Source organism: Paenibacillus camelliae (assembly GCF_023715345.1).
Classification (GTDB): Bacteria; Bacillota; Bacilli; order Paenibacillales; family Paenibacillaceae; genus Pristimantibacillus; species Pristimantibacillus camelliae.
Map to the genome: position 1 here is coordinate 162666 of NZ_JAMBNY010000009.1, position 12651 is coordinate 175316.

Annotated in this window: 15 protein-coding genes; 1 reads left to right on the forward strand and 14 read right to left on the reverse strand. The window is 43.0% G+C overall.

Translation table 11 applies throughout. The features are described from left to right. Positions 1 to 79: 79 nt before the first annotated feature. Both M3180_RS15225 and M3180_RS15230 read right to left on the reverse strand, forming a co-directional pair. On the reverse strand, positions 80 to 589 hold the full coding sequence (locus M3180_RS15225) for a phage tail protein (RefSeq protein ID WP_251669015.1): 510 nt from the start codon (positions 587 to 589) through the stop codon (positions 80 to 82). A gap of 17 nt (positions 590 to 606) precedes the next feature. Beyond that, positions 607 to 1104, reverse strand: coding sequence for a GNAT family N-acetyltransferase (locus tag M3180_RS15230; protein WP_251669017.1), 498 nt, complete (start codon positions 1102 to 1104; stop codon positions 607 to 609). A 263-nt stretch (positions 1105 to 1367) separates the two neighbouring features. Here M3180_RS15230 and M3180_RS15235 point away from each other — a divergent pair, with 263 nt between their 5' ends. Continuing rightward, entirely contained in the window at positions 1368 to 1832 is a 465-nt protein-coding gene (locus tag M3180_RS15235) for a glycine zipper domain-containing protein (RefSeq protein WP_251669019.1), read from the forward strand. A 238-nt stretch (positions 1833 to 2070) separates the two neighbouring features. Here M3180_RS15235 and M3180_RS15240 read toward each other — a convergent pair whose 3' ends face one another. The 12 genes from M3180_RS15240 to ehuB form a co-directional block, all read right to left on the reverse strand. After that, on the reverse strand, positions 2071 to 2754 hold the full coding sequence (locus M3180_RS15240) for a hypothetical protein (RefSeq protein ID WP_251669021.1): 684 nt from the start codon (positions 2752 to 2754) through the stop codon (positions 2071 to 2073). Between the two features lie 450 nt (positions 2755 to 3204). Then, on the reverse strand, positions 3205 to 3681 hold the full coding sequence (locus tag M3180_RS15245) for a hypothetical protein (RefSeq protein WP_251669023.1): 477 nt from the start codon (positions 3679 to 3681) through the stop codon (positions 3205 to 3207). Between the two features lie 11 nt (positions 3682 to 3692). Beyond that, positions 3693 to 3884 carry a helix-turn-helix transcriptional regulator gene (locus M3180_RS15250; protein ID WP_251669025.1) on the reverse strand — a complete coding sequence of 64 codons (192 nt, stop codon included), beginning with the start codon at positions 3882 to 3884 and terminating at the stop codon, positions 3693 to 3695. A 244-nt stretch (positions 3885 to 4128) separates the two neighbouring features. Beyond that, positions 4129 to 4476: a hypothetical protein gene (locus M3180_RS15255; RefSeq protein WP_251669027.1), complete on the reverse strand. Its 348-nt coding sequence runs from the start codon at positions 4474 to 4476 to the stop codon at positions 4129 to 4131. Between the two features lie 425 nt (positions 4477 to 4901). Beyond that, entirely contained in the window at positions 4902 to 5774 is an 873-nt protein-coding gene (gene thpD / locus M3180_RS15260; protein ID WP_251669029.1) for an ectoine hydroxylase, read from the reverse strand. A gap of 665 nt (positions 5775 to 6439) precedes the next feature. Beyond that, positions 6440 to 6823, reverse strand: a complete 384-nt coding sequence (locus tag M3180_RS15265) for an ectoine synthase (protein WP_251669031.1) — start codon at positions 6821 to 6823, stop codon at positions 6440 to 6442. A 21-nt stretch (positions 6824 to 6844) separates the two neighbouring features. Then, complete coding sequence (gene ectB / locus M3180_RS15270; protein ID WP_251669033.1) at positions 6845 to 8152, reverse strand: diaminobutyrate--2-oxoglutarate transaminase; 1308 nt, start codon at positions 8150 to 8152, stop codon at positions 6845 to 6847. After that, entirely contained in the window at positions 8149 to 8685 is a 537-nt protein-coding gene (ectA, locus tag M3180_RS15275) for a diaminobutyrate acetyltransferase (protein WP_251669035.1), read from the reverse strand. The genes ectB and ectA overlap by 4 nt, the downstream gene beginning before the upstream one ends. After that, on the reverse strand, positions 8682 to 9530 hold the full coding sequence (gene ehuA, locus M3180_RS15280; protein WP_285855754.1) for an ectoine/hydroxyectoine ABC transporter ATP-binding protein EhuA: 849 nt from the start codon (positions 9528 to 9530) through the stop codon (positions 8682 to 8684). Before ehuA ends, ectA begins: the two co-directional genes overlap by 4 nt. 425 nt (positions 9531 to 9955) lie before the next feature. After that, positions 9956 to 10630 carry an ectoine/hydroxyectoine ABC transporter permease subunit EhuD gene (gene ehuD, locus M3180_RS15285; RefSeq protein ID WP_251669037.1) on the reverse strand — a complete coding sequence of 225 codons (675 nt, stop codon included), beginning with the start codon at positions 10628 to 10630 and terminating at the stop codon, positions 9956 to 9958. A gap of 2 nt (positions 10631 to 10632) precedes the next feature. Continuing rightward, on the reverse strand, positions 10633 to 11289 hold the full coding sequence (ehuC, locus tag M3180_RS15290; protein ID WP_251669039.1) for an ectoine/hydroxyectoine ABC transporter permease subunit EhuC: 657 nt from the start codon (positions 11287 to 11289) through the stop codon (positions 10633 to 10635). Beyond that, positions 11289 to 12176: an ectoine/hydroxyectoine ABC transporter substrate-binding protein EhuB gene (ehuB, locus tag M3180_RS15295; protein ID WP_251669041.1), complete on the reverse strand. Its 888-nt coding sequence runs from the start codon at positions 12174 to 12176 to the stop codon at positions 11289 to 11291. The genes ehuC and ehuB overlap by 1 nt, the downstream gene beginning before the upstream one ends. Positions 12177 to 12651 lie beyond the last annotated feature (475 nt).

Consider the following 12651-nt stretch of genomic DNA (forward strand, 5'->3'; position numbering starts at 1 on the left):
TTCCTCCTTTTTATAAAGTAATTTCATTCCTATTGAAACGAAATGATTCATTATACTCACATCACAAGCTGTGTTCCTTTTACGACTGCGACGGAAAGATCCCTTGGAGTGCAATAATATAACTAACCGCTAAGCTAGGCATCATATTGTTATGAGGTTGATTGCCTCCTACGCTCGAGAGCGAGTAAGGCGACATCGTTACATCTGGATTCGACGTCTGGTAATTCGTTATGCCTCCACTATAGCCCCAAACTTGACCGGCAGGAGAGCTGCTTGTTGTAGCTGCGGAAGAGTTATTAGCATAAGCAGGATGAGTATGCATAGGCAACTGAGATTCAACCAGTGTTACTTGTTCTACCCCACCCATTTGTCCGAGTGGATAGTTTGTAGCCCGATGAATTGGAAGACGTCCTCTCAGATCCGGAAGATTATAATACGTTTGACCGTCCCCTCCATACGTTGTGCCGATAAGCGCGAACAATAATTGGTTTTCAGCAATGCTGACCCTAGAGCCGTCACAAAAAGCCCAGCCTGCTGGTGCAAAGCTACCAGAAAACATTCTTATTTCCCCTACGTACTGATCACTCATAGATTAGCTCCTTTCATTTAAATATAATTTGGTGGCAGCCACGTCATAGATGCATACAGATCCATATTATCCGTCGTATTCGTGGCACCAATATATGAAAACCCCAGCCGTTCATATAAACGACTAGCAGGATTTCCTTTCATCACATTAAGATTAATGGGCTTCCTAAGTTGAGTGGATTCTTGTTGAAGGCTTTGTAATAAGGAGGTCCCTATTCCTTGGTTACGAAATAACGGTAGGATCGAAATATCGATAAGGTGAAGATGAACGGGAGTATAGTCCACAATAAATTGTCCGATGGGGTTCTGATCGAGTATAACGACGGTTTGTTTCGCATTGGGAACTTGAGCTTTGTAAGAGGATCGTTGTGCAAGCCACTGCATATGTAGAAATGATTGCTGTTGTTCAAGTGGCCATCCCCAGGATGCCACCTCTTCCTGTCTGTTAGAGGCATACAGCTCGTATAAAAAACTATCATCCTTAGGATCAGCAGGACGAAAATGAAAAGGCAACATTAAAAGTCTCCTTTAACTTTAATTTACATTTTCTTCTTTATTCTAACAGGAACATTTTTCGCTAACAACCTATTTTTTTCAGCATCATTTCTACTGAACTACTTGATAGCAACAAATAGAGTCTATGAGTAAGTCGTCTCGTGAGTAATATTTCTAATAGAGGGAAAGTGTTAACACAAATGGATGGCATTTTGTTAAGATAATTACTGAAGAGGAATTGCAATATTTATATGTCGTTAAGCAAAACTTAGGAGGTTTATGTAATGGATCAACAGCGAATGGATAACCTAAAGGCAATCGTTTACGAATTGAGTCATCAAGTTGATGAGCCAGTAGCTGCTAAGCTAGAGTTAGAGAGATGTCATCGCATCATCGAAAAACTGAGCTCCTTTGCTCCAGTTTGTGAAGTATGTGTTCAACAGCTCATTGAGTTGGAGAACCACTTCGTCCATCGCAGAGATCAGTTAGCGCAGCTCTCAAGTGCTGATGTTTCGGTCCATAAGCAGCTAATAGACTCGATTAAATCTCATTTAATGAAGCAGCATAAAATGGTGACAAGTGGACTTTATTTAAGTATTTATATGTCTCTTGGCACAAGTTTAGGTGTAGTTTTCGGACTTCTTGTTTTTGATAATATCGGTCTAGGATTGCCGCTTGGGATTGGGGTTGGCGTAGCTATTGGAGCAGCCTTAGATGCGGATGCTAAGAAAAAAGATTTAGTTATATAGCTCGGCTACCCAGCATTGCTGCATATTCTTATGTTGTAAATTCTCAACGTTAGAGCTCTGGTTCTGATTCTACTGCAGGGTTCTGGTTATAGTTCTAGCTGGTTATATTACAGGGTTTGGTTCTTCTGCGGAGTTTTGGTTCTACTACAGGGTTCTCGTTCTACTACAGGGTTCTCGTTCTACTACAGGATTCTCGTTCTTCTACAGGATTCTCGTTCTTCTGCGAAGTTCTGTCCGCTTATACCAGGTCTGGACTTTGAATCGATCCGATATATTCATATTGGTACACTCGACCCGACACTCCAGATGGCACCGCGCGAAGCTTGCCTTTCTCTACGAGAATACGACAATACTTGATGACGGTTGCCTTATAAAGCTCTAGCTCTCTTGCTGCATGAACTGGCTTTAGAATCCGATTATGGCGAATTGCAAAGCTCATTAATTGCCGTTCAATCTTCGTAAACTTACGTAGGATTTCACCATTCTGCTCGATCGTTACTACTAAATAAGATGATAGTATGCTTTGAAGCATATTTAGTATAAACATAGGATTTTCCTTCAGGTCATCTAGCGATAGCTCTATGTAATGAAAGCCTTGCGATTGTAGAAATAACCCTCGATTCAAATCCATGCGATATTTTGATCGTTCCTTGCCATGTGAACCATAATCCATGATTTCAAATACAAAGCGGTACCCTCCTAGCTTCCACATGAAGTCAACATAGTAAGCACGACCTCGCCAGTCCTTCACTTCATATTCCGGATGTAAGCCATTGAAATGCCCCATAAGCGGCCACCATATTTGCTCAATAAACAATTGATTTCCGTAGCCATGCCCTCTTTTCAATGCATCTCTTCGTTCCCCTTTTCGACTAGCCAAATGTTTTTGAAGCCACTTATCTTGTTCAATCGTTAAACTCATACTGTTCACCTCTACTATATTATTGAAGGGCAATAACCTCTGTTCAGCAAAAATTTTACTTCATTAAAGCTGCACTTCATATAATGGTCTAGCTAACCCTCTATCTAACTTCTTTTCTGTGTATGCAACGCACTCTTTCTCACTCCTTTTCTGTGTTTGTAATGTACTCTTTCTCACTCCTTTTCTGTGAATGTAACGCACTCTTTCTCACTCCTTTTCTGTGTATGTAACGCACTCTTTCTCACTCCTTTTCTGTGAATGTAACGCGTAGCGTTAATGTTTGTAATCATAAGAATTGCAGTATTTGCTAAGTAATCATGAGAAGCAATAAAAAAACGCCCGGTCATTCCTTTTTCACATAAAGGAATTCCGAGCGTGCTTCGCCATATTGTTTATACTAGTTGCTTCTAGTATGTCACAATGAGGTCAAATTTCAAGAGCTAGAATGAATTATTTTGGATTAGCATGTTTCTTTAATCGAGCTTGTGCAATCGAAATTAACGTAATCATGATAACGGGTGGGATAGCGGTAAGTAGAAACTTCCAGTTACCCGTTAAGACTGATATGATCGCAAAAATTAATAAGAAGGTAGCGCCAATAATAGCTGACAATATAACAACATTGTTAGGGGAATCTGGACTAATAAAATTTAATGAGAAAAAAGTGCCTGCTATCGCCCAACTAGCTAAGTGAACAAGTAGAAGGATAGAAAGCGCAGGAATAAGGTTTAGCTTCATCCCAGTCACCTCCAATGTCATTAACAGATAAATCGCTGCTGCTGTAAAGTACCATGAAGTAGAACGTGCCTTGCTCCAAATATGGGTGTTCATCTCATCCAAGCCTCTTTTTTTGCGTGCTGCTACTCTACCGAAATACCAGCCTAGCAAACCAATCAACAAGCCACCATAAATCCCTACGTATACCATCTATGTCCCTCCTATTCGAATATAAAAACATCTTCAATTGTTTTATGAAAAACTTTTGAGATTTTATAAGCCAGCTCCAGAGAGGGTTTATATCTCTGATTCTCAATCGCAATGATCGATTGTCGCGACACGCCGACCTGTTCTGCAAGCTGCTCCTGCGTCATATTGAATTGTAAACGCAGCTCACGAATAACATTATTCATGATGAACCTCCTCAATGTAAAGCTCACTTTACAATGAGAATAAATGATTCTACAATAAATGTCAAGCGTGCTTTACATACAATATATTGTGATTTGTTTAATGTGTCTGCAGCAGCCTCGCTTGCTGCATGAAATGGCTGTGTTGTGGCAATAGTGGTGCGGTTTGGGTGATTTTTCATACAACTGGGCCGACAAATGAGCATTTTGCGGCAGTTTAGGTGGTTTTTCATACAATTCGGCTGAGTCAGGGGCATTTGGGGCGCCGTTTGGGTGGTTTTTCATACAACTGGGCCGAATCACGAGCATTTTGCGGCAGTTTAGGTGGTTTTTCATACAATTCGGCCAAATCACGAGCATTTTGCGGCAGTTTAGGTGGTTTTTCATACAATTCGGCTGAATCACGAGCATTTTGCGGCAGTTTAGGTGGTTTTTCATACAATTCGGCTAAGTCACGAGCATTTTGCGGCAGTTTGGGTGGTTTTTCATACAATTCGGCTGAATAACGAGCATTTTGCGGTAGTTTGGGTGGTTTTTCATACAACTGGGCCGAATAACGAGCATTTTGCGGCGGTTTAGGTGATTTTTCATACAATTCGGCTGAGTCACGAGCATTTGGGAGCGGTTTAGGTGGTTTTTCATATAAAGTGGCTGAACACCGGGATGTGTGCAAACGTATCTTCACGCACTAGCACGAAGTAAAGTGGATCCAGACGTCAATTCTCAATGACTTCTGGATCCACTCATTCACCAAGTATAATATAAAAAAATGAGCTAATGATGTTCTAGCTTATTTTTAGGTTCTCATTCTAACTTTTGGGGTGCAGTACCTATAGCAGCTCCTTATTCAATGTTATGGATACATTAGTCCACGACTATTAAGCAAGTTTGTATTACTCCTATTAAACTAGCAGGTATTACTTTTATTAAGCAAACCTACATTACGCTTATTAAGCAAGTCTGCATTCGTTTAATCCAGAAGGATGGTGGACTTTTATTGTCATCCTGCCGCGCCGTACCTTATCTTGTTGCAATATAATCTGGTCTAGGCTTTTGACTTGCGAACGGATCCTCCAGCTTATTCTCGACACTGTTGTATACGAAAAATGCATTGCTGCGCGGATACGGTGAGATGTTGGCGCTCGATCCATGCATGACATTACAGTCGAACAGAAGCACAGATCCAGCTTTGCCAGTTGGCATATTAATTCCACCTTGTTGTACGAGCTTCGTTAGGCTCTCTTGATCAGGTACTCCATATTCTTGGCGGCGCAGTGAATCTTTGAAATGATCCTCAGGCGTTTCCCCTACACAGCTTACGAACCATTTATGAGAACCTGGGATAATCATAAGTGCGCCATTATACACGTTGTTATCTTCAAGCGCGATCGAGCAGCTTAGTGCGCGCATACGCGGCATCCCATCCTCCGCATGCCATGTTTCAAAATCAGAATGCCAATAAAACTCTTTACCTGTGAAGCCGGGTTTAAAGTTTATTCTTGATTGATGTATGTACACATCACTTCCGAGTATTTGCTTAACAATCGCTATCAAGCGTGGTGAGTTAGCTAATTTTTGAAAGAATACATCATCTTTATGAACGGCGAATACGCTTCGTACCTCTTCACCTTCAGGCTCTAATATAACCTCTGGACGGTCGGCCCCTCTAGACTCTGTAAGTAATCGTTTTGTCTCTTGCTTGAACTCCTCGACCTCTTCCTCTTGGAAGAAGGATTCTAGAAATAAGTAGCCGTTCTGCTCATAGAAGCTAAGCTCATCAGTTCCAATTTCACTTTGATTCAACGTCGATTGATAAACGACTGGGTCCTTTCGCTCCAATAGTGCTGGTTCACTTGACTTACGTGTAGGATACACATCAACTAATTGCTTCATATCGACATTACTCCTTTTAATTAAATTAATCGAATTAATCATGCGGGATTTATTTACACTTGATCTTTCGCGATTACAGTTGAAACGGAATGATTGGCAGACTTACTAGGTTCCTCACGAGCTTCATTCGAACTGTACAATATACAATCGGTCATGATTGAGTTTCGTTAGCCCTCACAAACTTCATAACGAAGCTTCATCCAGCACTCTGTAGATCGCATACTAACGATCTGCCTGCACCACAGACTGCATACAAGAGCAATTAATCTGTTGACTCGTAGATGTTCTGCAAAAGCGCATTATCCTGCAACTACGTAGACGATCTGCAAAAGCGCATTATTCTGCTGACTCGTAGACTTTTTGCAAAAGCGCATTATTCTGCTACTACGTAGATGTTCTGTAAAAACGCATTATTCTGCTACTACGTAGACGTTCTGCAAAAGCGCATTATCCTGCAACTACGTAGACGATCCGCAATAACGCATTATTCTGTGATTCGTAGACTTTCTGCAAAAGCGCATTATCCTGCAACTACGTAGATGTTCTGTAATAATGCATTAATCTGCTGACTCGTAGACTTTCCACAAGAACCAACTAATCTGCTGACACATACACTACGCAAAACCTACCAATCTGCTGCTACGTATACCGCTCGCAGGAGTCTATTATTCCGCTGCCACGTAGGCTCCTTCTTCATCATGAACCTCTTGCCCTGTGCATGGCGGATTGAATACACATATCATCCTCATATCTGTCGTTCCTCGCAGCCAGTGCTTTTCATGCCCATTCAGCACATATAACGTGCCTGGGCGAATGCTATAGGTTTCTCGCGTATCGATCAGCTCGATCTCGCCTTCCCCTTCAACGCAATAAACCGCTTCAATATGATGCTTATACCAAATCATCGTCTCTGTACCTGCTTTAATAATCGTATCGTGCAGAGAGAATCCGACATCATCCTTCTTAAGAATTAATCTTCGACTGTTCCACGTAGGTGTATCAATATCAAATTCTGTACCAATAACATCCTCTAAATGTTTTACGATCATGGCATTTTCCTCCATCCCAAGTTAGCTATTTACAACCTGTGCTTCATTGTTTGCTTCAACTAATACCTCTTGCATACATTCGTCTAAAATTTGCAGACCTGCTTCTAATGCTGACATGTCGATTGTTAATGGCGGCATAATTTTAATTACCTCACTGTCTGTTCCAGAGGTTTCCATGATCAATCCTCTTTCGAAAGCTAGCTTCGAGAGCTGATCAGCAATACCTGGCTCTAGCGCGATGCCCTGCATCAAGCCAAGACCTCTGTACTCGCCCTTAAGCTCGGGATACTTCTTGACCAACCTTGCTAAAGCTTGCGCTACCTTCTCTGCCTTTACAGCGATTTCTGTTGAAAATTTGTCTGTTTTCCAATATTGCAGTGCCTCTGTTGCCGTGATGAATGCAAGATTGTTGCCACGGAAGGTACCGTTATGCTCGCCAGGGGTCCACTTATCAAGCTCAGGCTTCAATAGCGTAATCGCCATCGGCAGACCATAGCCGCTTATGGATTTGGACATACATACAATATCCGGCTCGATGCCGCTGCGTTCAAAGCTAAAGAACGTTCCGGTTCTGCCGCAGCCCATCTGCACATCATCGACGATTAGCAGCATGCCATAGCTTCGGCATAAGCGCTCCAGCCCCTGCAGCCATTCCGTGCTCGCCACATTGATGCCGCCTTCGCCTTGAATCGTCTCCACGATCACAGCTGCTGGCAGTGACATGCCACTACCGCTATCCTGCAAATAATTTTCGATAAATTGCAACGAATCGATATCCTTCCCCATATAGCCGTCATATGGCATCGATACGGTATGATTTAGTGGAACACCCGCGCCATTACGCTTGAATTTGTTGCCAGTAACCGCTAATGCTCCAAGCGTCATCCCATGAAATGCGTTTGTGAAGCTCATGATTGTCTCTCGTCCAGTAATCTTTCTTGCAAGCTTCAATGCACTTTCTACAGAATTGGTACCCGTTGGTCCTGGAAACATCACCTTATACTTCAACTTTCTCGGCTTCAGAATAATATCGTGGAAGGCAGATAAGAACTTTTCTTTTGCCTCTGTTGCCATATCTAAGCTATGCGTTACGCCATCGCCAGTTAAATATTGAAGCAGCTGCTCCTTCATACGAGGCTCGTTGTGCCCGTAATTCAAAGCTCCGGCGCCAGCGAAAAAATCAGTATAGCATCGACCATTGGCATCCCATAATTGGTAGCCAGATGCTTTTTGAAACTTTGTTGGAAACGAGCGACAATAGCTTCTAACCTCTGATTCTAGTGATTCAAAAACGTGCAGGTCGTTGTTTTGAACGTTAAAATTTGTCATCTATCGTTTCTCTCCTTTTTGCTCTCTATATTTTTCAGGGGACCGATTATATATAAGTCCTCCTGTTCATGCGCTTGCTCGGGAAACAACTCTATACCAAAGCCATCACTTTCACTTTTTATCATGTCTGCCTTTATCATAGCTGACCACTTTTCAAATAAACGACGGGATGCTGCGTTAGATGGAGAAATCGTTGCCTCGACATACTCCGTACCAGACTGACTTGCCAGTTCATCCAATAGCTTTAACGCAATCCCTTGCCCTCTATAATCCTCGTGAACTGTTATTTGCCAAATAAAAAGTCGATTGCGATATTCAGGTTGTCTGAAGCCTATAACGGCTCCGATTATTCGATCATTGTTGATGTCCTCTACGATCATACAGCTGTTAGAGAACCAATGACTCATCGTTATATAAAAATATGGACTATTAACATCAAGCTTGCCGCTGTCTTTCACTAGCTTCCATAGTTTTGCACCATCACGTTTGCTAGGCGTTCGGTACCGAAGTAGACTGCTTATCATTTGCTTCATGATTCTACACCTGTAGCGACATGCTCTTCGGCCAGCTGATACTGCCGATCACTAAGAAAACGCGTTAAGAAGCTTTGCAGTCTTGGGCTTTGCGGATTCCCAAAAATTTGCTCAGGAGGACCTTCTTCAACGATGACTCCTCCATCTGTGAACAGGACGCGATCTGCAATATCTCTTGCGAAGTCCATCTCATGGGTAATCAACATCATCGCTGTATCTTTTTTCGCTGCAATTCCTTTTATTACATCAAGCACTTCACCAACAAGCTCAGGATCTAGTGCAGAGGTGACTTCATCAAACAGCAAAATTTGTGGCTGCATCACAAGCGCTCTTGCGATGGCTACCCTTTGTTTTTGGCCGCCAGACAGCTGAGCGGGATAATGCTTCGTATGATCTTGTAGACCAACTTGACTTAATAGCTCGAGCGCTCGCTCCTCTGCCTGTGCTTTGGGCATTTTACGCACTTGAACTAAGCCCTCCATTACGTTTTGCAATATGGTCATATGCGGAAATAGATTAAAGTGCTGGAATACCATCCCGATACTGCCCCGCATCCGATGCAGATGCTTTTCATTGGCTGCAACTAGCTTTCCTTTATGCTTCATATGCCACAGCATTTCGCCGTTAACCTCGATCGTTCCTGAGGTTGGTCGTTCCAGCGTCATCAATAAACGAGCAATGGTCGTTTTACCAGAACCACTCGGACCGATAAGAGCGATTTTTTCACCAGGCATAATGTCTAGGTTCAATTCCTTTAGTACAACATGATCGCCAAATGCTTTCGTAACGTTACGATAGCGGACAATAGGCTGCACTATTGATGTATCTGAAGAGTGGTTATTCATTTGATCTGGTGAAGCTTGAACAGGTGTAGCTTGGGGTGTACTTTCTGTTGTATTCATATTGGCTGCAGCTTGAGATGGACTTTCGGTTGTACTTCGAACGGCTGCAGCTTGAGATGTACCTTCGGTTGTATTCCGGATATCTGCAGCTTGAGCTGTATCTTCGGTTGTAATCTGAATGGCCGTAACCTGGGTTGTATCTTTAATGGGTGAACGATTATTTTCGGACACATGATCTGTTGCGGTATGATCCGTTGTTGCATGATCTGTTGTGGTAAGTTCATTTGCGTCGTGATCCGTTGTGATATGATCAGTTGTTGCATAATCCGTAGTTGCATGATCCGTTGCGGTATGTTCAGTTGTTGTATGGTCCGTTGAAGTTGTTGAATCTGTAGCTTCAGCATGGTTATTTGTCGAAATATTCTGACTCATTTTGTTGCTGCACTCCTTTCCCTTCCTTGCATTCGTTTCTCTAAAGCCCGCACGAGCAGCGCGGATGGATAGCTAAGTGCAAAGAATATGATCCCTACCAGCGTAAACTCTTCAAGGTATCTAAAGGAGGATGAACCTAATTCCTTAGCTGTCATAAGTAGTTCAACGAGTGTAATGGCTGATAACACGGGGGTTTCCTTGAACATGACGATGAGATAATTCCCCATCACCGGTATCGTTGGTGGTATAGATTGAGGAAGTATGATGCGAAACCATGTTTTTGCTTTGCTAAAGTTTAGCGCAGTTGAAGCCTCCCATTGTCCCTTGGGAACTGCCTCGATGCCAGAGCGATAAACCTCAGACATATACGTACTGTAATGAATACCTAATCCAATAACTCCTGCAATGAACGGTGACAAAGTTACTCCGATCATCTCGGGGAAAACAAATACGATGACATAGAGCTGAATAATGAGCGGAGTCTTTCTTATGAAATCAGCAATCGCTGTAATTGGCAATGAGATCCATCGACTTCTCGATCTTCTAGCTAGTGCCAGCGGCATCCCCAGTACACTTGCGATGATAAAGCCAGCCAATGTAACGGCTATCGTAATTGGAACGACGGTTAATAGCTTAGGGAGTATCTCCCACACATAATGCCAATCCCACATGTTTATCCCCTCCCTACTGCTGCTCTGCGTTCAGCTAGTCTAATTAGATACGTCAGAATTGAAGCAGCAACGTAGTATAGAATAAGGATCCATGCAAAGATCGCCGTCGTCTGTGAGATGCTAAACGAGCGTAGCATCATGCCTTGGTAGGTAAGATCGGCTAGCGTAATGAGTGAGACAAGTGAGGTCCCCTTCAGCAGCTCGATCTGCAGATTCCCGAAGCTTGGCAGCATCATCGACCAGGCTTGCGGAATAATAACTCTTGTCATGCGCTGGAATCTCGTTAAGTTAAGTGCGATACAGGCTTCTACTTGTCCTTTAGGTACCGCGAGTATCGTACTTCTCACAACCTCGGAGCCGTAGGCAGCATAATTTAAGCTTATCGCTATAACTGCTGTGGTCATTGCCGACAATCGTATATCAAGCAGCATCGGTAAAGCGAAGTACATCCAAAACAGCTGAACTAGCAAAGATGTTCCGCGAAACACCTCCACATATACCGTTGCAATACCTCGTACTAGCTTATTTTCTGATAATCGGGCAAAGCCAGCTAAAAATGCAACACATAAGGCTACGATCGTACTGTACAATGTTAGAAGCATCGTTACCTTCAGCCCTTTAAGCAGTGGAGGCAATAGCTCGAATGAGAACACATCCATTATTGCAACAGCTCTTCCGCTGTCATCTCACCTGGCAGCTCTTGTTCTGTAAATCCAAATGACATTAAAATTTCTAGCAGCTTTCCAGATTCCTTAAGCTTCTCTAGCTCTGCGTTAAAGGCTTCTCGGAACTCATCGTCGTCTTGTCTGAATACTGCCCCTCCATAACCTCGAACACTAACACCATCAATAACTGGCTGTTCAAAGTCCATCACACGTTCGATGTCGCTGTCCTGTGCAGAGTCAAGAACTGCTTGGAGTGAAGGTCCTGTCATTGTTATAGCATCTACACGACCGGACTGAAGCGCCGATATCGCAGACGGCTGATCAGGTACGGTAACGATTTGCGATTCCGCAACGCCTACGCCTTTCAGATAATCAACCTCGATCGCACCAACCATCACGGCTACTTTCGCTTCTGCATTGTTCTTGATGTCTTCGTAGCTATGAAGGTCAAGCGGATTCCCTATCTTTACCGCAATCGCTTCACCGATACTGTACTCCGGATTGGCAAAGTCAACTTGTTCTGCTCTTTCCTTCGTAATAAACATCCCAGCAGTAACTAAGTCGAATCGTTTCGCATTCAGGCCTGGAATGAGTGAACCGAATTCTGTAAGTACGCCATCCATTTGTTCAATGCCAAGCTCTGTTAATATCGCACGTGCAACCTCTACGGATGCGCCTGTCAATTTCCCATCGGGTGTTGCATATGCATACGGCATCTCATTGGCGAAGCCAACTGTAATGAACCCCTCCCGTTGCGCCTTAGCTAATGTCGTCTCTGATGCCTCTGCTTGCTTGCCATTGTTCGTATTGCTGTTGCTGCTGCAGCCAACTAATACGCAAATCAGCACCAAGCAAAGTCCAATGTGCTTTAAACTTTTCATTCATCAAGCTCCCTTCTAATTTTGAATACGGTTATTAGGTTAACATACCTCCCCATTTGCCTCACCCTCGGTAAAATCCCATATCCATGGTTAACCTACGCTTAGCTTGCAAGAGCCGAGATGACCTGAACGATCCAGTTAATTCCTGCCATATCCTCCCAAATGCTATAGGAAACGTTTTACAGAAAAATCTCTTCCTATATAGTGAGCGTTAGAGAATTTCAGATAAGATTAATTTATTATTATAAATCGAAGGAATTCGAAGGTTTTTAGCCCAAAAACAACGAAAATCGACAATTTAATCATCATGCCATGTATATGTCGAATTTCCGTTCTACTATATTGCTCAATCGAGTAGGAGGGGGCGGCTAGCCCCCGTCCTCTCACACCACCGTGCATACCGTTCGGTACACGGCGGTTCATGTCATATTCCGCAAGTGATTATATCTGTCCGTTAAACTTCTCAGTCCAAGAG

Bases quoted from the DNA above. Each gene is read 5' to 3' on its own strand.
- M3180_RS15225 (WP_251669015.1), bottom strand. From the start codon at position 589: ATGAGTGATCAGTACGTAGGGGAAATAAGAATGTTTTCTGGTAGCTTT.
- M3180_RS15230 (WP_251669017.1), bottom strand. From the start codon at position 1,104: ATGTTGCCTTTTCATTTTCGTCCTGCTGATCCTAAGGATGATAGTTTT.
- M3180_RS15235 (WP_251669019.1), top strand. From the start codon at position 1,368: ATGGATCAACAGCGAATGGATAACCTAAAGGCAATCGTTTACGAATTG.
- M3180_RS15240 (WP_251669021.1), bottom strand. From the start codon at position 2,754: ATGAGTTTAACGATTGAACAAGATAAGTGGCTTCAAAAACATTTGGCT.
- M3180_RS15245 (WP_251669023.1), bottom strand. From the start codon at position 3,681: ATGGTATACGTAGGGATTTATGGTGGCTTGTTGATTGGTTTGCTAGGC.
- M3180_RS15250 (WP_251669025.1), bottom strand. From the start codon at position 3,884: ATGAATAATGTTATTCGTGAGCTGCGTTTACAATTCAATATGACGCAG.
- thpD (WP_251669029.1), bottom strand. From the start codon at position 5,774: ATGAAGCAATTAGTTGATGTGTATCCTACACGTAAGTCAAGTGAACCA.
- M3180_RS15265 (WP_251669031.1), bottom strand. From the start codon at position 6,823: ATGATCGTAAAACATTTAGAGGATGTTATTGGTACAGAATTTGATATT.
- ectB (WP_251669033.1), bottom strand. From the start codon at position 8,152: ATGACAAATTTTAACGTTCAAAACAACGACCTGCACGTTTTTGAATCA.
- ectA (WP_251669035.1), bottom strand. From the start codon at position 8,685: ATGAAGCAAATGATAAGCAGTCTACTTCGGTACCGAACGCCTAGCAAA.
- ehuA (WP_285855754.1), bottom strand. From the start codon at position 9,530: ATGAATAACCACTCTTCAGATACATCAATAGTGCAGCCTATTGTCCGC.
- ehuD (WP_251669037.1), bottom strand. From the start codon at position 10,630: ATGTGGGATTGGCATTATGTGTGGGAGATACTCCCTAAGCTATTAACC.
- ehuC (WP_251669039.1), bottom strand. From the start codon at position 11,289: ATGGATGTGTTCTCATTCGAGCTATTGCCTCCACTGCTTAAAGGGCTG.
- ehuB (WP_251669041.1), bottom strand. From the start codon at position 12,176: ATGAAAAGTTTAAAGCACATTGGACTTTGCTTGGTGCTGATTTGCGTA.